Source organism: Nostoc sp. DedQUE04, from assembly GCF_034530995.1.
Taxonomy (GTDB): Bacteria; Cyanobacteriota; Cyanobacteriia; order Cyanobacteriales; family Nostocaceae; genus Nostoc.
This window is the reverse complement of sequence record NZ_JAVRCA010000006.1, coordinates 103,603-125,844: the sequence shown is the minus strand read 5'-3', so window position 1 is coordinate 125,844 and position 22,242 is coordinate 103,603. Positions and strand designations below refer to the sequence as shown.

Genomic DNA, 22,242 nt, shown 5'->3' with positions numbered 1-22,242 from the left:
TGTTGATGTGTGACAGTTGGGGTGCGGAAGGTGAGTTAAAAAAGTAAGATTTCGTGTTCAAAGTTTTCTGGGGTCGGTTCTATCTCCCAAACCAATCCTTCTTGAAGATCGCCCAGAGCTACATCAATGTAAAGCCTATCTACAGCAGTTTTTGCTTGTACTTGGTTTCCATCAAATGGTTGTAAATCTTCTGTCAAAAGTCTCAATTTAAATCCACTGGGAATCATCTCGCCTTTGCTTGCATTATGCAGTTCAATGCGCCATACTCTATCTTCAATATTAGTTTTAGGCTGTACGCGCAATTTGTATTGTTGTCCGGCAATGGTGACTTTCCGCACTAAAATTGGCAATGTTGATGGTTGCTGTGAACTCCTAGCTAATGCAAAATTTGACTGTGGCTCAATACTCGCCCAGCCAAATTTCTGTGCAAAATCTGACACCCCAGTTTGCAACCATTGATTAATCGACCACTGTTGTTGTTGTCCCTGGCGTTGTTCATACAATCGCTGTCTCCAACCTCCATGTTCTAGGAGCGCTCCCCAAATTGAAAATGGTACTGCTAGCCGTGGTAAAATGACTTTAGGATTTCCTAGACGTTGAAGTAAGTTGTGTGCTTGCGCGAGGGCTAATTCTGGCAGTGGTACAGTTTCTTCAGCATGGGTCGCTTCTTCGGGACATAATTGACTTGCCATCCACAAGATATTGAGGTTAGAAATTAAATCCTCTCCATCCAAACAATAAGCGCGATCGCTTGCATCGTAACTACCCATACTTTTCAGTAGAGTATGGGTCGTATATCCCCAAATCCGTATACAACCCTCTTCCAAATTAACTTGTACCGCTAGATAATAATCTGCTGTCCAGGTAGGAATATCCACCCACTCCCGAGGAACGCGCAGTTCGCTTAAATCTGCTGCTTCAGATGGAATTAATACCAACCGTTTTTCTTCCAGGGAAATCGCTACGCCATCGACTACTTCCCAAACGCTGGGCAAAGCAGCAATATTAGGAAAAACAGCAGCATTGGGAGTATGTTCCGATCGTAGCCAAGGCAGAAAAGCATTCAAGCTCAAGCGGTTGAGATATGCCATCCAACGGCGATTACTCGTCGAAAACGCTTGATTTTGCTGCCAAAGTTTGGTTCGCTCGGTTTCAGGAATTTCTAACCACAAATGTGTAGAGTTTATTAAATTGATTGTGCCTGGATTAAACATCATGTTGATACTACTCCAACTTAGAGGAGGAAAGACTATAGTAAGCTTTTAACCATTCCTCTAAAACGGTGTTGATATAGTTAAGTATGAGTGAGTTTAGAGAAATATGCAGTGACTCTTTACTCCAGTTTGCCAGCTTGAGTAGTAACGAGTCTTTTGCTTTGGCGAGTTTACGAGAAATGGTATATTGCTTAATTCCCATCTGTTGGGCAATCTGCTGTTGAGTCAAATTCTGGCTATAGTAAAGTTTTATTATCTTTTGTGCCTCCTCATCCAGGTTGTCCAACGCTGCAATTAACACATTGCTGATTTGAGATTGCATTGACTGTCTCTCAAGCAATTCTTCTTGAGCAATGATTTCCGTCATTAAGGAGTCCTGCTTCAGTTGCGGTAATATATCTTGATACTCTCCAGAATCGTCATTCCCTCTAGGCGCATTCAGAGAAGCCATACTGGGGTAAAAATATTCTCGTACTGCTTTGGCACAAGCAACCAGCCATTTTTCTATCGTTTGCGGGTTGCACTCCATCCCTGGTTGGGAAAGTTGGGTGTGGTGTTCCGAATTGTAAAGCTGGGCGATCGCAATCCATGTAGAGTCATCTGGCTTTGACAGTTGGCGAGTACCTGTAGGGTGCTGTGGAGCATATAGTGCTTGGTAGCATTTCCAAGCTAATACGTAGCGTTGTATTGTCTCTCCACTCAGACCAACATTTTGTAAAGACTCCACCAGACGCTTTTGAGTCAGTTTCCGTAACAATCGCCAGTTAGTACTAATATCAATTTCATTGTGCGATCGCAGTATTTCCTTAATCTCGTTACTGAAAATTGCACTCGCATAATTATTCAAATTAAAACCCATGTTGGGTTTAAATCCTTTTAAAATTTTATCTACACTAGTTATGACCATTTGAAAGCAGTCAGATACTGTGTATTGAGTAGCAGAAAGATTAGTAATTATTTTGTAAGCCGCCCAATAACACGGTTCTTGTAAATAAGCCGAAAAATGTTCTCTTGCCAGACCTTCTGGTTGAATTTGCCACAATTTATACCAATAACATATCCAAAAATTCTCTGAATGTTCTGGCTGCGATAGACTTGCCTGACAATTAAGTAGATTTCGCCGTAGTTTAGGATCGATTGCCCAACCAATTATTCTGTTAGCATCTAATTGTAAAAAAGTTGTAAATAATTCATTGATACTTTTACGAGTACGCATAAAATAACTACTCATTCTTGCATAAGTCTTAAGTTATCAACTAAAAAGTCCTGGTTTATGTAATGGGTGATGAACTTTTGCCGTTCGATTGTGCAGGTGGTTCTGCGACCAGAAGAAGCCAAAGGCTTTGTTTTGCTTGAAAACGTTGGGTAGTCGAACAAACTTTCTGACTTTTCACGGTATGTGGAAAAGGTCATTTTGAGGGTTTCCAAGCCCTGATTTTTCTGTTAACCATTATCATTAGCTCAGAGCTATTGATAATTATCTTGTGGAAAAAGCCACGCTTTTTCGGTGTTTGAAGACTTACCGTGAAAAGTCAGAACAAACTTTTGGTCGGCTGATGGGATATCAGCGATTAATCAGAGACGTGCGAGTTATTGCCCGAAACATCGGAGACTTTTATTTATCTTGCCATGATCCGCATTATATGAGGCTATTAGCATAATATTTTACCTCTAAAAAACTTTTCAAGCATCCTCTAAGAGGATAAACTGATCGTTGGAGGTAGTAAAGATATATTTGTGCTTGGCAGTTTCTACACTGCGTCTAACCAATTTGCGATTATTCAAGCTTTCGCACCCAGCGAGTTGGACAAGATTCAGATTAAAGGCAATCTATCTGAGTACACCTTAAGATAGAATCGCGACCTTCAGTTGGGAATCGGCGCATTTTACGTGGAGATTCTCTTAAACAGGAACTGGATTGCTGTTGTTCAAGATACCATCAATGTGCCGAATTCCTGATTTATTAGGCACATAAAATATTTATAGATATGCCTGTGGCTATGCCGTAGTGGTCAATATCCAGTATGCTGATATTTAATGCTGAGGCTGTTATGCATCAAAAATACAAGATTTTGCGATCGCACCAGCAGCACGTGGGTTTCAATACGTGACTACAAAATTCTTGCTATAAAAAATGAAAGGTAAAGTAATTTTTTCAAGTAACGCCTTTCGGAGATTTTGAGTTTAGTATAACTTTAAAAAAGTTAATTATAAACAGTAATTTTAGGATAAAACTAGCAAAAATGTCTCCAATAGCTGTTGGTTCTAGTTACTCAGATAATACACTAAAAACAGGAAAAGCCAAGCTCTGGATTTTATTAGTAGGTGTTAACGATTACCAAGATTCGGGCTTACCTTCTTTGCGTTACCCAGCTGTGGATTGCCAAGGGTTAAAAGAAGCACTAATAAAAGCTACACAGGGGTTTCCTAATAAAGAAGTAATTATTCATAATGATTTGGCGGCACAACCGCCGACCTTGGAAACAATTCGTCGCAGCCTGCGACAAATTGTTTCGCAAACTCGATCCGAGGATTCGCTTCTGCTATATTTTTCTGGACATGGCATGTTAGAGCCTAATACTCAGCAGGCTGTACTTTGTTTAGCAGATACTCGCAAAGATGACTTGCTGAATACGGGCTTGGATTTGCAAGAATTATTACAGATGTTGGAGGGTACTGCGGCAAATCAGCAAATAGTTTGTTTAGACACCTGTCATAGTGGAGACTTCAAGTTATTAAGGGGAAACGCTGGTAGTGCTAGAGACGGAAACATCTCTGATAATTTATTTAATTGTGCCCCAACCTTCATGAAGGTGTTACAACAACGTGCATCACAAAGTAAAGGATTTTGTGCCTTACTATCATGCGATCGAGGACAACAATCCTGGGAATTTCCAGAACTAGGGCATGGTTTATTTACTTACTACTTAATGCAGGGGCTATTAGGTGAAGCCGCTGACTCACAGGGTGTCATCGAAGCTGACGGTCTTTACAAATATGTTTATCGCCAGACGCTGCAATATATTGATAAATTAAATCAGCAACTGCGTCTGATTAATCAGCAAAAGCTCGATCGTGGGGACAGTAAACTCCATCCAGAATATCCACTGCAAACACCCAAACGAATTGTGGAAGGAGTAGGAGAATTAATTCTTGGATTCAAACCTGATACGGTTGAATCTCACAAACAGCGACGGGCGCTGGTAATCGATGGACTTGCAAATAAGAAAACTACAACAGACTTGAGTCGGCTATTTGCTGGGGCTGGCGGCTTTGAGGTAGAATTTTTTCCTCAGCAAGGCAAATCTTGGTCAGAAATACGAGCAACAATCCAAAACTTTCTACATTGGAGTAGTGAATCAGCAACTAAATCCGTTTCGCAGTTAGGAACAATCAAAAATACACCAACCTCCTTATTATACTTACGGGGGCACATCGAGGAAATCGAAGATGGAGAAGCCTGGTTAGTTTTAGGCGATGGAATGCGTCTAAGTCGTTCTTGGCTAAGACACGAGTTACGACGCGCTGCAAAGTCTCAACAAATAATTATTCTGGATTGTCCTGAGGCTACTTCCCTAAACAACTGGATAGAAGATTTGCATAGCGGCACGGAACATGGACAATGTATAATTATCGGTGCTTCCACAGCAGAGGAGCCAGAACTATTTTCTCAAACACTTCTAGAAACACTGATTGCAGCCAATCCGCAAGTTGGGTTATCAATTGCCAAATGGATTACTCAATTACAAACGCATTTATCAGCAAAAGGTGTCGAACTTGATGTCTGGCTATTAGCTACACAAACAGTCATTGATATTTTACCTGGTAATATTGGTATAGTTTTTCAAGATTTACAAGCAAAGGAAGTACCATTAAACGAGGAAAACAAACAGGGAAATCAGGAAAATTTACTCCCCAAAGACGTTAATAATTTACCCAAACTAGAATTTGCTTCCCAGCCATTTCCAAATCATCCCGTCTCTGTTGCTGCTCCTATTGCTGCTGATTATTTAGAAAAAACACAACCTCAATTAAATTTCAAGCTAAACTCAGAACAGTATTCTAAATTAGAACAGTTGCTGAAGCTATCATTAGGGTCGATTGCGCTTACCATTTTAAAAAGAACTTTAAAAAAGGTAACTAACTCTAAAGAATTAGTAGAACAATTAACCTTTTACTTGTTACCAGAACAGCAACAAAGTTTTGAGCAGCAAGCAATAGCTATTTTAAAACAATCTACTGTTGCATCTAAAACCACGTCAGATAATTCTTCAGGCATTGATCCCAGATTTATCAGTAAATGTGAGCGCGAGTTAGCCTATGCAGTTGGACCAATTGCTAATTTTTTAACTCAAAAGATTTTGAAATCTGAACCGCAAATTTCCGTACTAGAATTTGTAAGCAAGTTGGCAGCAAAAATTTCTAATAAGCAGAAGGCTTTAGAGTTTGAACATAGGATGCTTGGTAAATTAAAATAAGTTAGCGAACATTTATCGCTAGCAGCTTGCGGCAGAAAAGTATATCTATCTAGTATTGGTATTATTATTTAACATACTCAGAGCAATTTCTAAACTATACTTCATCCGGTTAAAAGCGTCCGCCAACGCTCCTATTTCATCTTTGTCTTGTTTACCAAAATTGGCATCCATATCACCGATACTCACTTTTTCTGCCACATTAGCCATTCTTTTAAGACGCTGTAACACTGTCTTTTTTAACAAGAAATTAATAATAATAACGATGATTGTAAAAATAATCCCTAAAAGTCCTAAGATTAGATAAAAAGACCACTGAGCAGTTTTAAAAATTTCCTCAGCCGGAACATAAACAATTTGAGTGGCAACAATTTGATTAAACTTCCACCCAAACCCATGTTCTTTTCCATAGGTTACTAATTGACTTTGAGGAGCCACTTCGGGAACGCTATGGCAACGCAGACAACTTTGTTCGCCAACTCTAAAAGGTCGAGCGGTATAAAATAATTTATTTTCAAATACATTTCGGAAACCGGATAGACTTTTTAACCCTGGTTGTTGATTAAATTTATTAATAATATCGGCTTCAAATTTGTCCGCCATATCCCTCATATTTGTGGGGTTTGGCGCAGCATCTTTGTAGATAAAATTGCTAAATCCTTGGGTTTTACGTAAAATTTCAAAAGTTTCTCTAACAGAGAATGTTGGAATAACTTCTGGAATAAATTGTTCTTGAGTGTCTACTTTCGGTAACAATAATGGTTGTACGCGGTCATTGGTATATTCTCTAAGTGAATTTGCAATTTGCATGGCAATTATTGCTTGAGAAGACACCTCTTGTTCTGCCTTTTGTTCAAGAACGCTCGATAAAGCAGTACCACTAATTAAAATCCCACCGAGAAAAGCTATTATTACAATTAAATTGACTTTTGTTCCAATTTTCATAACTATTTTTAGTATTTAAGGTTCTAGTAATATACTATAACTATAGCAATCCTAAACGAGTGATTCATGTAGCTTAGGAAAGACAAATATTTAATAATAGACAGATAATCAAAACAACTCTTTGAGGATAGATAAAAGACATTTTGGCAGTTTTTGACTCTTCTTTTCTCTGGCTTTGTGAGAAAACCAGGTGTACTCTACACCCGTTGATGAATCCGCCCACCTGCTTTATAGACTTGTCGCTTATTAATATCAATTTTGAGATTGTCTACAACAATAACTCCCAAACTATAGCAATCCGATTTGATTTCTGAATTAATCGTAGGGACTGGGGACTGGGGACTGGGAAGAAAGAATAAAGGTGTACTGAGTTTTTTCAAAAATCAAATATGAGTCCTATAGAAATAGAAGTGATTATTACTTCGCGCTCCTTTGATAACGCCAAACTTGCATCTGAGAAACTACAAAAAAAAGTAATTCCCATCGAATTGGATATCACTGACGATCGCTCTATCGATCGAGCAATAAAAACCCTGCACCAAAAGATTGAGCGCTTAGATGTTTTGATCGATAATGCCGGCGTGTATCCAGACATTGGGTTTACCACTGAAGCGGCGCAGTTTATGGATTGACTCGCGCTGGACGGATCGATCCGGCTCGCTCGATCGAAGCACGACTGAAGTTTGAAGAGATGCTCAGTTATGCGACTCATCTGGGGTTATACGCCGAAGTGAGCGGTGCCACTGGTGAGGCGATGGGAAACTTTCCGCAAGCGTTTACCCATCTGGCACTGATTAGCGCTGCATGGAATTTGAATAAGGTTCTTGAAACTTCCTGAAATCAACATAGTGTTGCGTGTAGTAGGAAGTGTCTCTTTATTTACTTAGGCTTGGCTGGAATTATCTCAAATAATACTTAAGGGAGAAAAGAAGTTACAAGATATCAGTTAATTTTGGGTAATGAGTTTTTAATTAAAGATATTGTATTAGGGCTAAGGAGAGGAAAATGACAAATGATTTAAATTCATACCTACCTGTACCAACTAAGCAAAAATTCGCAGCTACTTTTCATATAGTCAGACCGATTAGCTTTTGGCTACAGTTAGCGCTAGGTGCTATTTCTAGCTTGGCTTTGTTATTGGCTATATTTAGCCGTAATCTCACTCCCCAAACTACAACAAATTCGGTTATGGCTTTTGGAGTATTTTTGGGAACTATGGGAATTTTAGTGCTGTGTTTCCGACTCTATTGGGTGAACCAATACAGGCGTTTAGACAAACTTTTACAGTCGCCTAATCGTGAATTACATCCAAGCAAACAGGACGTGATTCAAGTCTTACAAATTGGCTTAATTGTTAGTGCGATCGGACTGTTATTAGCTTTTTTAGCAGCTGAAGTGACCGTTATTGCTGTACTATCGAAAACTCTAGCTCTGCCTCAAGGAGTGGCAGTCTATAGACCTGAAAATGTCATTCGTTCCCTAGATATTTTTGTGGTTTTAGCAAACGTCAATCTGATTGGCGCTCATTTTGTAGGAGGCGCTACTTCGCTTGGGTTGCTTAACTGGTTGGATCAATAGCCCTGCTTGGAACTTGGTATTTGAACTCTCCTCTGCTCCCCTGCTCCTCTGCACAAGAGCCTGTCTCCACTTAATATTTTTGGGTTGGTATACCAGTAGATTTCTCCAAGCTCCAGGCACGGCATATTAAGGCGATATTCAACCTCACCATTCCATTTGATGAATCTCTGGCATGAATTTTAGAACCTAGAGCAACTGAGTTTGTCTAACCAGTCACAGCGATCGCTGGAGTCGGGGAAGCGGGTTAGCACGGATTTCTCACCACATTTCGATCGAGCCATTGATGATGAGCGCGATTCGATTTTCGAGCGATGGCTAAATCGGGATGAACTGTTTCTTAGTGAAGTCGTGTTAGTCACTAATAATATAAGTACAACTACACTCAATACAGTTCGGTTAAACTCTAAGCGGTATTGAGAACAGAAAAAGTGAGCGTTTCTAATTTAGCTCCTTGCCCTCTATGTAGTTGACCGACTTTGGCTTGCTTCATACTCTGTATTTAGCGAAAGTATTGAACCATTTTTTATCTTATGCTGCAACGGCTTCCTTGCCATGTTGCCGCAGCAGATCCATCAGTTCATCGCGATAGTCGTGGAAGGTGGAATGACGCTTGATCGTGGGGCTACGCTCCGGCAAATTGATGGTCATCACCTTGCGTACTGTCCCAGGACAAGCACCCAAGGCATAGATGCGGTTGGACAGGAAAACGGCTTCCTCGACATCGTGGGTAATCATGAAAATTGTAATGTTGGTGCGCTGCCAGAGGTCAAGTATAAATTCATGCATTGATTCTTTAGTGTGGATATCGAGCGCACCAAACGGCTCATCCATGAGCAACACTTTAGGTTCAGATGCAAGGGCGCGGGCGATCGCAACACGCTGCTTCATCCCACCCGATAGCTCCTTGGGTAGCGAACCGCTAAAGCGGGACAAGCCGACGATGCTGAGAAAGTAGCTTGCCTGTTCGCGTCGCTCTTTTTTAGGAACGCCTTGTAGCTTGAGTCCAAACTCGGTATTTTCTTGCACGTTCATCCAGGGATAGAGCGTGTAGTTCTGAAACACCATGCCGCGATCGGGGCCTGGGCCAGCGATCTGCTTGCCATCAATGCGTACTTCTCCCGATGTCGGGCTATCGAGTCCAGCAATTTGGCGGAGTAGCGTGGATTTGCCGGAACCGGAGGCACCGACCGCGCAAATAAATTCGCCCTGCTCGATTGCCATGTTAATATCTTTGAGAACTACGAGCGTACCGGATTGAGTCGAAAAGTGTTTGTTGAGCTTATTGACTTGTAAAAACATTGGTTTAGCCTCTCTAGGTTAAATGTTCTATCGAGTTGTTTATCGCTGCTGACTTGTCCATTTGCAGGTGACGCGAAGCAGATACTGAAACAACAAATCAAATGTCAATCCGATGATGCCAATCACAATTAGTCCAACAAAGATTTCATCGGTTCGTAAAAATCGACCGGCAACGCTGATACGTCTTCCTAATCCTTCGTTTGCGGCAATTAGTTCTGATACAATCACAAGCTGCCAAGCGGCAGCTAAGTTGATCCGGCAGGCATCCAAAATGCCGGGAAGAACGTGCGGTAAAATCACCTGAGTTAGTGTTGCCCAGCGATCGCCACCCAGCATATAGGTTGCTTCAACCAACTCTTTAGGCACAAACTTTACAGTATCCATCACCATCAGCGTATTGAAGAAAAACACGCCGATGAAAATTAGCATAATTTTTGGTTCTTCACCAATGCCCAAGTAGAGAATCAGCAGTGGAATAAAGGCGGGTGCAGGCATATAGCGCATTAGACCAAATAGCGGCTCTAATAAAGCGCGAATGCTGGGAAAACTCCCCATCAAAATTCCGACTGGAATTGAGAAACTTGCTGCTAACAAAAAGCCAACAGCAACCCGCCAAAGACTTGCTACAGTGTCTTTGAGCAGTTCGCGTGTCATCCACAGGCGCTCAAAGGCTTCTGCAACTTTCGCTGGCGTTGGCAAAAACTTGGGATCGATGTTGCCGAAGCTGGTTACTGCCCACCAGAGCAATAGTGGCAGGGCAATCGAAGTAATGGTTAATACTGTATAAAGGGGCTTAGGGATATCTTCGACCAGCCGCCAAAAAACCGTAGATTTCATGGTTTTTGGTTTGGTGAATGGTTGGAGCGAGCGAGGCGGAGTGCTGTGGCTCATCGTTTAAATTTGGGGTGAGGGATTCAGGCAGACAAGTAACACCGAATTTGCTAGTTTTATCCAGACTTAGTTCGCTTTTGCATATAGGCTTTAACGAAGCGATCGTCAAATAAAAATGTTGTATTCGGTTTGTTTTTCGCCAACCCCACATCGATCAGAAATTGGCTCATTTGCTCGGTAGCATACAGTAAAGAAGCCATGTTGTTGCCAGGTTGAAAAGCTTTCAGATTTTCTTCAACTGTGAAAAGGCGCGTACCATCGGCATATTGTTTGTATTCCTCAACTGGCACACCTGCCCGTTTTGACATGATGATGTAGGCACGATCCTGGTTTTCCCGGATGTAATCGAGCGTGGCAAACCAAGAATCAACAAGTGTCTGAATTTCTTTGGGATGTTCATTCAAAAATTTACGCGACACGACCAAGTGATCGGAAATTGCACCCGGAAAGTCTTTAGAACTGAACAATTCTTTACTACCCGATCGCTGCAATGCCTGTGTTGTAAACGGTGCAAAAACGGCAACTGCATCAACTTGACCGGCAGCAAAAGCAGCAGCCGCTTTTCCTGTTTCCAAAGGCACAAACTGAATGTCTTGGGGCGTTAAGCCAGCTTGTTTCATGCCCAGCAACAGCAAAAAGTGATCGACGGTGCCTTCTTCGGCAGCCACTTTTTTACCACGCAAATCTGCAACGCTGTTGATTCCTCCTGCGACGATCACTTTATCGTTGCCGGTCGAGTTGTCGTTGACTAGCACCACGACTTGATCTGCACCTCCTGCTACCGAACTGAGCGTATCCCCAAGGGTTTGACTATTGGCATCAATTTGTCCGGCTGCAAGGGTGCTAATGGATTCAAGGTAGCCATCGAACCACTTAAGGTTAACGGTTGTGTTTTTAGTTTTAAAAATTCCTTGCTCTTGAGCGACTTGCCAGGGAAACCAACCCGGCCAAGCACTGAAACCCAAGTTTATCGTTCTAGCTTTGCTGTTAACGGCTGCTGCTGCCTCGGCTTCGGTGGTAGTTTTAATATATACTGCTGGGTTTGTGCAGCTTACAGCTAAAGACATAACAACTAAAAATAACAGGCAAGTTGTGAGGAGCGATCGCTTTTTCATAGGCAAAATAATATTTTTTAATTGCAAATAATAAGGTAAAGGGCAATAAACTTGAATTGATATAACAAAGCCCAGAAAGAATCATTCAGCACTTAATAGCTGAAAACTTCCTCCCGGGCTTTTCCCCCGCCGTGTAATAAACTAATTAGGCGCTCAAAATTCACAACCAATTAGCTTACCGACTTCTCTTGGACCAGCATTTGTATATAATCCAGAAACAAGTTCAACACTTGCTCCGTTTAACCCAAACCGGAACCCTAGAAGTCTATAAATTTTGCGTTCAATTAAACTTTTAAATTTTCCAGACAATTGCTCATTTAAGAACCTACTATCTAGAACAAGTAGAATACTGAAAACCTGCATTTGTTTTTTCTTTTCACCGAACACTCTAACAACGAGTGAATTCCCAAATTGTATTAAATGATACGATAATTAAATAAAAGGTGAGGGTTTGTTGATATTTGCATGGTTTTTTCAAAAAAGCGATCGCTCTGCGGCAGCGATCGCGCCTGCCACTTTATTGCTTTTCAATAGCAGATTCAGATAATTTTTAGCTGCACAAGACTGTTAAAAAGTAATTACGGATACAAATTTCTTTGATTACTCCTGCTAAAAACATAATGAACAAATATTGTGTAAAAATGCTAACCTAAATAGGAAAAGCCCTATTTACAATATTGTCGAAGTTTAGCAAACTCAAATTACAAACTGAATAAGGATGAGCTTCTAGGGTTCCGATCGCGCCTTTGTGTGTGATGGCTGGTCCAAGAGAAGCAGCCGACTCTGAGCGAGTCGGTCACACGGCGGGAAAAAAGCCCGGGAGAGCCAGACAGTATGACTGTATTGGTAATCTCCTGGGCTTTGTTATTTGAGTCAATCGTTTCTTCAATTCCAGAGGTTGAGCCTTTGGCAATTCCTAAACCGATCGTCCAACCGTAACAAGAGGATTTTATGGTGCAAGCATCTGTTCTGCCGAATATGGGGGTAATCGATCCGAGCCTGATTTTGCTTGATGAAAAGCTGCCTGGTGGTGCGTATTGGCATTACGCGATCAAACGGGGAAACACCTTGCGTGTAACTGATTTGGAAGGATCTCACGGTGTTTCGATGATTTGCTACAACGCGGATAGCCCCATCGAGCGGGTTAATGTGGCAGATACTGCCAAGATTCAGTTCAACGCCTTCCTCAAAAAGGGCATGGTAATTTACTCTGACATGGGACGCATTTTGTTCTCCATCACAGAGGATACCTCCGGCTATCACGATCTGATTTGTGGTTGCAGCAATGCTGCTAGCAACGCTGCAAAATACGGCGAGGGGTCTTACAACAAATATGGGGAAAGCGATTATAACAACTCCCGCAACAATTTTCTCAAGGCTTTGGGCAAGCGTGGTTTAACCCGCAAAGACCTAATGCCTAACCTCAATTTATTTAGCCGGGTGGCAGTGCGTCCGAATGGAGACTTGGAATATGTCGTAGGCGAGGAAAAACCCGGCAGCTTTATTGATTTGCGGGCGGAAATGAATGTGTTGGTAATTATTTCCAACTGTCCCCATGTATTGCACCCCGATACAGTGTATAAGCCTAAGCCAATTCAGCTTACCGTTTGGAAATCGTCTGCACCTGCACCGGACGATCTGTGCCGCACTGCAAACGAACAAGTGATTCGTGGTTTCACCAACACTGATGCGTTGTTTGCTCAAGAGTAGTTGGGCTGGAATCTGTAACTTAATTTTTTTGCATTTGAAAATAGCACAGGAGTCCTAATTATGGTCGCAACATTACCCATTGAACTCGATCCAGCAACAGCAATTTACGATCGCGAGTTGGCTGCCCGTCAGCCCTGGTCTAAGATCATCAAAAAAGGGCAAATTTTACGGATTATCGACTTACTAGGCAATCAAGCTGTTGATACATTATTTTACAACGCTTATGATTCCTCAGAGCGTTATAGCGCTCCCGATACCATTGTCCGTCAAGGCAACATTTTCATTACTACAGGCACTCAGTTGATTTCCAACGAAGGCAACGTGATGATGACTGTCATCCACGATCAGTGTGGCAAACACGATACCTTGGGTGGAGCCTGTAGTATGGAAAGCAACTCAGTGCGTTATGGATTGCACAAAAAGCATTTGCACGCTTGTGTCGAGAATTATTTGCTGGAACTGAGCAAATATGAGATGAACAAACGCGATCTCGTTAGTAATGTGAATTTCTATATGAATGTTCCCGTTAGCGAAGACGGCACATTGGAAATTGTCGATGGTATTTCAGAAGCCGGGAAGATCGTCGATCTGCGGGCAGAGATGGATGTGATGGTGTTGATTTCTAACTGTCCGCAAATCAACAACCCGTGCAATGCTTATAATCCCACACCAATCCGGTTGATTGTTTGGGACGCAGTGTAGGCTATCGCGCATTTAATTTGTACAACTAGGGCGGGCAAGATGCTCACCCCACAAGAGATTCCTTTTTTTGAGGATGCAAATTAAAAGATTTTTAGCTTAGTAAGGTGCGTTAGCCTGCGGCGTAACACACCCTACAAAACTTAATTACGTTAGCGTAGCGCGAAGGAGTCCGCGAGCGTAATTACGAATTACGAATTACGAATTACGAATTATCTTAGCGCTGATGTTCAACAAAGTTTTGATTGCTAATCGGGGTGAAATTGCTTGCCGGATTATTCGCACCCTCGATCGCCTCGGTATTGCCTCGGTTGCAGTTTACTCCCAAGCTGATGCCCATGCTGCCCATGTTGCTGCGGCTGGGGAAGCTGTCTGTGTGGGAGAAGCTGCGGCGGCACAAAGTTATCTTCGGACTGAGGCGATTTTGGCGGCAGCACAAGCAACCGGTGCTGAGGCGATTCATCCCGGCTATGGCTTTTTGAGCGAGAATGTGGCGTTTGCCGAAGCTTGTGCTGAAGCAGGGATTGTCTTTATTGGCCCTACACCCGATCAACTGCGGCGATTTGGACTCAAACATGAAGCAAGAGCGATCGCACAAGCTGCTGGAGTCCCACTTGTCCCCGGTAGTTTGTTGCTAAATAATTTGCAAGAGGTGAAACAGGCAGCAGCAGAAATTGGTTACCCTGTGATGATCAAAAGTACCGCAGGGGGTGGCGGTATTGGAATGCAGTTGTGCCGGAGTGAAGACACTTTGGCAGACTTATTTGAAAATGTCCAACGGTTAAGTCGGAATAATTTTAGCCAGAGTGGAGTATTTTTAGAAAAATACATCGAACGGGCGCGGCACATTGAAGTGCAAATTTTTGGTGATGGTGAGGGAAATGTCGTTGCCCTTGGTGAACGCGATTGTTCAACGCAACGGCGCAATCAAAAAGTCATCGAAGAAGCCTCTGCACCGAACATTAGTGATACTCTGCGGCAGCGCTTGTATGAGTCTGCCGTTAAACTCGGCCAGGGAATTCGCTATCAATCGGCTGGTACGGTTGAGTTTATCTACGATGTAGATACCCAACAGTTCTACTTTTTAGAGGTGAATACTCGCTTACAAGTGGAACATGGCGTAACAGAAGCGATTACAGGTGTGGATTTAGTAGAGTGGATGGTGCGTCAGGCAGCGGGCGAGTCGCTGGAGTTGACATCCTACCAGTACCAACCGCAAGGGCATTCAATTCAGGTGCGGGTGTATGCCGAAGATCCAAATAAAAATTTTCAGCCGAGTTCGGGTGAGTTAACCCAAGTGCAGTTTGCTCCTGATATTCGCTGCGATACCTGGATTGCTACTGGCACAAAAGTGTCGCCGTTTTACGATCCATTGTTGGCGAAGATAATTGTGCATGGAGAAACAAGAGAAGATGCGATCGCTACTCTCCAAACTGCCCTAGTCCAATCTCGCATCGACGGCATTGAAACCAACTTGGAATACCTGCGTCAAATTATTGCTGATTCGACGTTTATTCAGGGCAATATTACCACAAAGTTTACTAATAGCTTTACCTATCGCCCGAATACAATTGATGTGCTAGTTGCAGGCACGATGACCACCATTCAAGATTATCCTGGACGGGTGGGCTACTGGAATGTTGGTGTACCCCCCTCTGGCCCAATGGATTCTTTAGCGTTTCGATTGGGCAACCGGATTTTAGGCAATTCAGAATCGGCAGCTGGGTTGGAGTGTACGCTATCTGGCCCCGCTCTACGCTTCAATTGCGACACGGTAATTTGCCTCACGGGAGCGCAGATGAAAGCTACCCTAGATAAACAGCCGATTTCCTATTGGACGGCAGTTCCGGTAAAAGCAGGAAGTACGCTACGGTTGGGCAACATTCAGGGCGATGGTTTCCGTACATATATTAGCGTGCAAGGCGGGTTTGATGTACCCGATTATTTAGGCAGTAAAGCAACTTTTACTCTGGGTGGGTTTGGCGGACATGGCGGCAGAGCCTTACAGGTGGGCGATGTCCTGAAATTGTATCCCTCTACGTCCCAACCGCAGCCCATTTCCCCGGAATTGATTCCCACCTACTCAAATCATTGGGAAATTGGCGTTTTATATGGGCCTCACGGTGCGCCGGATTTCTTCACCGATGCAGACATCGAAACTTTTTTCAATACCCATTGGGAAGTACATTACAACTCAGCACGAACAGGAATTCGGTTGATTGGGCCAAAACCAACCTGGGCGCGGCAAGATGGCGGTGAAGCGGGGCTACATCCTTCTAATATTCACGACAATGCTTATGCCGTTGGGACAATCGATTTCACCGGAGATATGCCAATCATCCTGGGTTTGGATGGGCCGAGTTTAGGCGGTTTTGTCTGCCCTGCCACGATCGCCGAAGCACAACTCTGGAAAATTGGGCAACTCAAACCAGGGAATACGGTGCAATTCCGTCCCCTCACCTTTGAGCAAGCATTGCAACAAGAATTACAGTCGGATCGGCAAATCCAAACGTTAGAAGTCGGGGAATCGATTGCGATCGCGGCTGACGGCTTGGGAAATCAGGCGATTGTGGCAGATATTCCCGCCGATGATGAGCAAATTGCCGTTATCTACCGTCAAGCTAGTGATAAATATTTGCTGATTGAATACGGAGATTTGGTATTGGATTTAAAGTTGCGTTTCCGGGTGCATGAGTTAATGGTTCATTTGCAAACGTACCCGATTGATGGGGTTTTAGAATTAACGCCGGGAATGCGATCGCTACAAATTCACTACGATAGCCGCATCATTTCGCAATCAAATTTAGTTACCGCATTACAAAACATCGAATCTCATCTACCGGATATTTCCGATCTAGAAGTGCCAACTCGTATTGTACATCTGCCGTTATCCTGGGATGATGAATCTACTCAACTAGCCATTCAAAAATATATGCAGTCGGTGCGAAAAGATGCACCGTGGTGTCCTAGCAATATTGAATTTATTCGGCGGATTAATGGACTGGGTAGCATTGCAGAAGTTAAAGAAATTCTTTTTAATGCCAGTTACTTAGTGATGGGTTTAGGCGATGTTTATCTCGGTGCGCCAGTGGCAGTCCCGCTCGATCCGCGTCATCGCCTCGTCACCACAAAATACAATCCAGCCCGTACCTGGACTCCTGAGAATGCAGTCGGCATCGGTGGTGCATATCTCTGCGTTTATGGCATGGAGGGGCCCGGTGGCTATCAGTTTGTTGGACGCACCGTGCAGATGTGGAATCGCTACAAACAAACCGCAGATTTTAAAGATGGTAAACCGTGGCTATTGCGATTCTTCGATCAAATTCGGTTTTATCCAGTTTCTCACGAGGAGTTAATGCGCCACCGAGAGGATTTTATTGAAGGCAAGTTCAAACTAAAAGTTGAAGAAACCACGTTTAAATTTGGCGACTATCAACAGTTTTTGCAGGAAATTGCCCAAGAAACGATGACATGCCAAACCCGCCAGCGAATTGCCTTTCGAGAAGAACGCGATCGCTGGACAGCTACAGCCGAAGATGAAAACACAATCGTCGCAGCCGATCTCCCACCAGCAGATGCAACTATTATTCCCGATGATTGCTACGCCCTGAGCGCCCCAACAACGGCAAACGTCTGGCAGGTGTTAATCAAAGTGGGCGATCGCATTACAGAAGATACGGGTGTAATTGTGTTGGAAGCTATGAAACAGGAAATGACTCTGTTACCGGACGATCCAGGAACGGTAGTACAAGTCCTCTGCGAACCTGGGCAACTCGTCACCGCCGGACAGATATTAGCAATTATCCGAGGAGAAGCACCATGACGGACTTTGTCAGCTTGGATATTGAATCGCTGCTTACAGCTTATCGATCCGCTCAATTGCAACCCACGGATGTCATTGAGGAAATTTATCGCCGGATTGCTGCACGGGGAAACGATGCCGTCTGGATTCATCTATTACCACAAGCAGAAGCGATGGCTCAAGCTCAAGCACTCGCTAACAGCAATCTCGATGACTTGCCTCTCTACGGCGTCCCTTTCGCTGTGAAAGATAACATCGATGTGGCGAAAATGCCCACGACTGCTGCCTGTCCAGCCTACAGCTATATCCCAGAAAAAACGGCAACGGTAGTCGATCGCTTACTGCAAGCCGGGGCAATTTTGATCGGCAAAACCAATCTCGATCAGTTTGCCACAGGGTTAGTCGGAGTGCGATCGCCTTATGGAGCCTGTAGCAGTGTTTTCCACGACGATTATATTTCCGGTGGCTCTAGTTCTGGTTCGGCAGTGGCAGTCGCGGCGGGGTTAGTAAGCTTTTCTCTAGGCACTGATACAGCAGGTTCTGGACGAGTTCCAGCAGCATTTAACAACATTGTCGGACTCAAGCCTACCAGAGGTGTATTAAGTACTTCCGGCGTAGTGCCTGCCTGTCGTTCGCTCGATTGCGTTTCCATTTTCACATTGAATTGCCAAGATGCTGCGATCGTCTGGCAAGTTGCCGGTGGCTTTGATGCCAGCGATAGTTATTCTCGCCAAATTCCACCACAAACCGCAGCAATTCCATCATCATTTTCCTTTGGAGTCCCCAAGCCAGATCAATTAAAGTTCTTCGGTGATGCAGCCGCAGCAGATTTGTATGAGCAAGGATTACAGAGGTTAAAAGCGATCGGCGGAAATCTTGTAGAAATTGATTTTCAGCCCTTTCAGCAAGCTGCTGATTTACTCTACTCCGGTGCTTGGGTAGCAGAACGGCTCGCCGCTATCCAATCATTTTTTGAAACTCAAGCTGATGCCATGCATCCCGTTGTCCGCCAAATAATTAGCAATGGTTTACGCTACACAGCAGTAGATACTTTCAAAGGTTTTTACGCTTTAGAAGCACTCAAGCAAGAAGCAGCACAGCAGTGGCAAAAAGTCAACACTCTAGCGTTACCTACCACCGGGACAATCTACACCAAAGCGGAAGTAGAAGCTGATGCGATCGCTCTCAACACTAACCTGGGCTACTACACCAACTTTGTCAACTTGATGGACTTGTGTGCGATCGCCCTTCCCTCTGGCTTTCGTACCAATGGTTTGCCTACTGGCATCACTTTAATCGGGCAAAGTTTTCAAGACCTATCCCTGTGCCAATTGGGTATCCGCTATCACCATCAGATGGGCGTTACTTATGGCAAAACAACTTCTCTAAAGATTTCCCCATGACAATTACATCCACTAATCTGATTACTATTGCTGTTGTTGGCGCTCATCTCACTGGACAACCCTTAAACTATCAACTGCAAGAGCGCCATGCCACCCTACTAAAAACCTGCAAAACCGCCCCTACCTATCGTTTTTATGCCCTTGCCAATACCCAACCACCCAAACCTGGATTAATAAAAGTTCTTGATGGTTCTGGGGTAGGCATTGAAATAGAAGTTTGGCAACTGAGTGCAGAAGGCTTTGGTACTTTTGTCGCCGCAGTACCCCCACCCCTAGTGATTGGCACCTTAGACCTGGGAGACGGTTCCTCAGTCAAAGGATTTTTGTGTGAACCCTATGTGATTCCCGATGCACAAGATATTTCCCAGTATGGCGGGTGGCGCAATTATCTTGCTAGTTTGTCAGATTCCTGAAGCGATGATCAAGCCCCGTTGGGGCGGGGTTACAGGTTTGGGGTGTGGGGTGTAGGTTTAGAAATAGCCCGTTTTTTCCGGCGTTTTCTCCCCGTTGTTGGCGGTTGCTCTAAAGTCTTAGGTTCAAAAGATGCTAATTGTGAATTGGTATTAGGCTTTGAGTGTCAAATCGATTAATTCAACTTGGTACTATAGTTTTGAAAAATAAATTCTGATTAAAGGGGAATATGAATGGCGATTGCTATTCGACAAGCTCCTGACGACGAACTTGAAGCGCTGATTCCGATACTACTGTTGGCAGAAAAATCGGAGCGTGCGCTGCGATGGGGGCTTGCTAACCTCGTTGATGCTGTATATCGTATGGACGACAGCGAACACTTGGTTGGTGCAGCAACAATGAAATGGCGCAGCGATCCCTGCGAAATTATGGAACTGGCTATAGCCCGTGAGTTTCAAGGGCAGGGTTTAGGTAAGGAGTTCATTGCTTGGTTGGTTAAAGAGGCAAGGCAACGCGGCAAGAGGCAGATGCTCGTTGGCACATCTAATTCAAGTATTGCCAACATTGCTTTTTATCAAAAGTGTGGATTTCGGATGGATTGTGTGCGCCAGGACTACTTTTGGTATTTACCTCAGCCAAGCTACGAAAACAGCATTCAGATTCAGGACTTGCTCGTATTTCGTTTCGATTTAGTGCCATGCTCAAGTACAAAAAAACAAACTCAAAGAGGAAAAGCAAATTAGGTAAGAAAGCTACGGTAGAATTAGTTTTTCGGGATAAAGAGGAAGAATGGCAGGAATGATGGTTACCACTTAAGTACTGCCTGCTCACCGAAAAATTTACAGATTAATTGAGATAGTAGCCTAGATATAGGTATGGCTACTTTAAGTTTGAGTGACTAGTGCTATGTATATTGAATCATTATCGATAGCAACCTTGGAGCAAGCAATTCAGTTAAGAGACGAGGTTTTTCCAGGCGTGAGTAATAGTAGTGATGGGCAATCGCTGGTGGCAAGTTTATATCTAGATGAATATGCTCAATGGTTTTCAAACAGCGGAATTACTCAACTCAATTACTGGGTTGCTATCGATGAGGAATCTTTCCAAGTAATTGGGTTGACTGGGTTATACTGCAAAAGCGAAGACGAACAAGAAGCTAACTGGTTAGGCTGGTTTTGTGTAGCATCACGATTTCGAGGAAAAGGAATTGGAAAAGAGCTATTAGACTTTACCATCGACTTAGCACAAGCAAAACTAAAAAGGTACTTACGTTTGTATACTTGGGAACATTCCTCTTCTTACGTAGCTCGGATGCTTTATCTCAAACGCGGTTTTTACCAAATTGGTGAATCTCTAAACAACAGTGGATTTAAAACTATCTATCTTGAACTCCAACTCGATAGCATTATTCATAATGGATGAGGAAATTCATCTGGTTACGATACTGCTCGGTTAAGCAAATAAACGCTTGTCGCCGCTTCTGAGATATCAAATGGGTTCTATACAGTATCATCCAGAAAGCCGCACTCAGCGCAATCCCAATGCACCCGCGCTGACCAGTCGCGGTCAAACTCATATCCACATTGGGGACACTTGCCAGTAATGCAGCAACAGATGTAAATGCAGACCCCACAGTTAAGATGAAGACGGCTACGATTCTGGATATGTGTTTGAGCATGAAATTCTCTTAGGCGGTAAAGAAATTAACTCTTGTTAGACTCTTGTGTAGACACAACCATCCAACAACAATTCTTTTACCACCTTGAGTCATTACTTATAAAGTGATTTAAAGCACAATGTAACAACTATTCATAGCCAGTAAAAAGATTGCTCTCAAGTTTTTTACCCTGCCCCCAATCAAGCGAACGCGAGTAGCGTCTCGTAGAGAGGAAAATAGAGCGATCGCTGTTTAGTCTAGTACATGAAAGATACCACTAAGCAATTTAACGCTCTTGATTTGGGATCAATCTCTGGCATTTTGCTTTAGATACTGGCGCACTCCAGCACTCATTGCTAGTAGGTTAGGTTGTATATTTTTTCCTAAAAAATCTTCAACTACATTAGCAATTGTACTTGTGAGGAAGAATGGTACTCCGTTGATTTGTTTTGGATCAATTGCTAGTTCACCACGGCTTTCAATTATTGTCGTATTGCCGTCTGATAGAAAGCGATTCTTGCCAGAACACTTAACTGCTTTTGTGAAAGCGTGAGTTTCAATACGCCATTCAACTGTAAATAGAGCCTGATTCCACGTATTGTATTCTGTCCACGAGAGCATTTCTTCACTGAGGATAACTCTGGCTGCTGCTGGAATTTCGCTACCACCATGCCACTCATTAACAGTATAAATATTACTGCCTACTTCACTACGTGATTTAACTTCGATGTCGCGCACGTTTGGCATATAGGGAACTAGTTCAACCAGTTTGTCACGATAGGTAGCATAAACCAGGGAACGGGGAAAAGGAATTTGAGTATTAGCACAGATGAGCATTAATTAATACCATATCCAAACATAGACATAACAAAGAATTGCCGAGAATTTAGCGATGGCGTAACCGCCCACCAGAGGCGATCGCAATATAACTATTTTTCACAGTAGCATTTCAAATCCAGTAAAAAGCTACTTTTTTTGTTGCATCGGGTCAGGTCACAAAGTGGCAGAATAAATCGGCGAAGTCTGCCGTGACATCGAAAAGC

At 43.3% G+C, this 22,242-nt stretch carries 19 protein-coding genes, 1 pseudogene and 1 riboswitch; of the genes and pseudogenes, 13 read left to right on the top strand and 7 right to left on the bottom strand.

The genetic code is table 11. The features are described 5' to 3' along the window. Positions 1 to 35: 35 nt before the first annotated feature. Both RM049_RS06030 and RM049_RS06025 read right to left on the bottom strand, forming a co-directional pair. Positions 36 to 1,217 (bottom strand): DUF1822 family protein, encoded by a 1,182-nt coding sequence (locus RM049_RS06030; protein ID WP_322703536.1) that lies wholly within the window; start codon positions 1,215 to 1,217, stop codon positions 36 to 38. A 7-nt stretch (positions 1,218 to 1,224) separates the two neighbouring features. After that, positions 1,225 to 2,430: a sigma-70 family RNA polymerase sigma factor gene (locus RM049_RS06025; RefSeq protein ID WP_322703535.1), complete on the bottom strand. Its 1,206-nt coding sequence runs from the start codon at positions 2,428 to 2,430 to the stop codon at positions 1,225 to 1,227. Between the two features lie 90 nt (positions 2,431 to 2,520). Here RM049_RS06025 and RM049_RS39220 point away from each other — a divergent pair. Both RM049_RS39220 and RM049_RS06020 read left to right on the top strand, forming a co-directional pair. Next, positions 2,521 to 2,597, top strand: a pseudogene (locus tag RM049_RS39220) (IS5/IS1182 family transposase); the annotation flags it as partial. Between the two features lie 860 nt (positions 2,598 to 3,457). After that, positions 3,458 to 5,692 carry a caspase domain-containing protein gene (locus RM049_RS06020; protein WP_322703534.1) on the top strand — a complete coding sequence of 745 codons (2,235 nt, stop codon included), beginning with the start codon at positions 3,458 to 3,460 and terminating at the stop codon, positions 5,690 to 5,692. Positions 5,693 to 5,737: 45 nt separating this feature from the next. On the opposite strand, the gene RM049_RS06015 is transcribed toward RM049_RS06020, so the two are convergent. Continuing rightward, positions 5,738 to 6,634 (bottom strand): c-type heme family protein, encoded by an 897-nt coding sequence (locus tag RM049_RS06015; protein WP_322689295.1) that lies wholly within the window; start codon positions 6,632 to 6,634, stop codon positions 5,738 to 5,740. Between the two features lie 389 nt (positions 6,635 to 7,023). On the opposite strand from RM049_RS06015, the gene RM049_RS06010 reads away from it, so the two are divergent. From RM049_RS06010 to RM049_RS05995, 4 genes are all read left to right on the top strand, one after another. Beyond that, the gene (locus RM049_RS06010; RefSeq protein ID WP_322703533.1) at positions 7,024 to 7,266 is read left to right on the top strand and encodes an SDR family NAD(P)-dependent oxidoreductase; all 243 of its coding nucleotides are present in this window, start codon (positions 7,024 to 7,026) and stop codon (positions 7,264 to 7,266) included. A gap of 59 nt (positions 7,267 to 7,325) precedes the next feature. After that, positions 7,326 to 7,472, top strand: a complete 147-nt coding sequence (locus RM049_RS06005) for a hypothetical protein (RefSeq protein WP_322703532.1) — start codon at positions 7,326 to 7,328, stop codon at positions 7,470 to 7,472. A gap of 167 nt (positions 7,473 to 7,639) precedes the next feature. After that, positions 7,640 to 8,212: a DUF3611 family protein gene (locus RM049_RS06000; protein ID WP_322670139.1), complete on the top strand. Its 573-nt coding sequence runs from the start codon at positions 7,640 to 7,642 to the stop codon at positions 8,210 to 8,212. Positions 8,213 to 8,413: 201 nt separating this feature from the next. Next, on the top strand, positions 8,414 to 8,629 hold the full coding sequence (locus RM049_RS05995; protein WP_322703531.1) for a hypothetical protein: 216 nt from the start codon (positions 8,414 to 8,416) through the stop codon (positions 8,627 to 8,629). A 111-nt stretch (positions 8,630 to 8,740) separates the two neighbouring features. Here the strand turns inward: RM049_RS05995 and RM049_RS05990 are convergent, their stop codons facing one another. The 3 genes from RM049_RS05990 to RM049_RS05980 all read right to left on the bottom strand — a co-directional run bounded on the left by RM049_RS05990 (position 8,741) and on the right by RM049_RS05980 (position 11,517). Continuing rightward, positions 8,741 to 9,511 (bottom strand): ABC transporter ATP-binding protein, encoded by a 771-nt coding sequence (locus RM049_RS05990; protein ID WP_322691589.1) that lies wholly within the window; start codon positions 9,509 to 9,511, stop codon positions 8,741 to 8,743. Positions 9,512 to 9,550: 39 nt separating this feature from the next. Then, entirely contained in the window at positions 9,551 to 10,348 is a 798-nt protein-coding gene (locus RM049_RS05985) for an ABC transporter permease (protein WP_322703530.1), read from the bottom strand. Positions 10,349 to 10,458: 110 nt separating this feature from the next. After that, positions 10,459 to 11,517 (bottom strand): ABC transporter substrate-binding protein, encoded by a 1,059-nt coding sequence (locus RM049_RS05980; protein WP_322670185.1) that lies wholly within the window; start codon positions 11,515 to 11,517, stop codon positions 10,459 to 10,461. 715 nt (positions 11,518 to 12,232) lie between these two features. Further along, a riboswitch (guanidine-I (ykkC/yxkD leader) is annotated at positions 12,233 to 12,342 on the top strand. A gap of 126 nt (positions 12,343 to 12,468) precedes the next feature. Between RM049_RS05980 and RM049_RS05975 the strand changes: the two genes are divergently transcribed. The 7 genes from RM049_RS05975 (at position 12,469) to RM049_RS05945 (ending at position 20,964) form a co-directional block, all read left to right on the top strand. After that, positions 12,469 to 13,227 (top strand): urea amidolyase associated protein UAAP1, encoded by a 759-nt coding sequence (locus tag RM049_RS05975; RefSeq protein WP_322703529.1) that lies wholly within the window; start codon positions 12,469 to 12,471, stop codon positions 13,225 to 13,227. A 60-nt stretch (positions 13,228 to 13,287) separates the two neighbouring features. Further along, positions 13,288 to 13,929 carry an urea amidolyase associated protein UAAP2 gene (locus tag RM049_RS05970; protein ID WP_322684024.1) on the top strand — a complete coding sequence of 214 codons (642 nt, stop codon included), beginning with the start codon at positions 13,288 to 13,290 and terminating at the stop codon, positions 13,927 to 13,929. Between the two features lie 223 nt (positions 13,930 to 14,152). After that, positions 14,153 to 17,749 carry an urea carboxylase gene (uca, locus tag RM049_RS05965; protein ID WP_322703528.1) on the top strand — a complete coding sequence of 1,199 codons (3,597 nt, stop codon included), beginning with the start codon at positions 14,153 to 14,155 and terminating at the stop codon, positions 17,747 to 17,749. After that, the gene (gene atzF / locus RM049_RS05960) at positions 17,746 to 19,131 is read left to right on the top strand and encodes an allophanate hydrolase (RefSeq protein ID WP_322703527.1); all 1,386 of its coding nucleotides are present in this window, start codon (positions 17,746 to 17,748) and stop codon (positions 19,129 to 19,131) included. Before uca ends, atzF begins: the two co-directional genes overlap by 4 nt. After that, positions 19,128 to 19,544: a hypothetical protein gene (locus tag RM049_RS05955; RefSeq protein ID WP_322691595.1), complete on the top strand. Its 417-nt coding sequence runs from the start codon at positions 19,128 to 19,130 to the stop codon at positions 19,542 to 19,544. Before atzF ends, RM049_RS05955 begins: the two co-directional genes overlap by 4 nt. 231 nt (positions 19,545 to 19,775) lie before the next feature. Continuing rightward, positions 19,776 to 20,285, top strand: a complete 510-nt coding sequence (locus RM049_RS05950) for a GNAT family N-acetyltransferase (RefSeq protein WP_322703526.1) — start codon at positions 19,776 to 19,778, stop codon at positions 20,283 to 20,285. A 163-nt stretch (positions 20,286 to 20,448) separates the two neighbouring features. Further along, the gene (locus tag RM049_RS05945; RefSeq protein WP_322703525.1) at positions 20,449 to 20,964 is read left to right on the top strand and encodes a GNAT family N-acetyltransferase; all 516 of its coding nucleotides are present in this window, start codon (positions 20,449 to 20,451) and stop codon (positions 20,962 to 20,964) included. 541 nt (positions 20,965 to 21,505) lie between these two features. On the opposite strand, the gene RM049_RS05940 is transcribed toward RM049_RS05945, so the two are convergent. Next, positions 21,506 to 22,036, bottom strand: a complete 531-nt coding sequence (locus tag RM049_RS05940) for a hypothetical protein (RefSeq protein ID WP_322684030.1) — start codon at positions 22,034 to 22,036, stop codon at positions 21,506 to 21,508. Between the last annotated feature and the right edge of the window lie 206 nt (positions 22,037 to 22,242).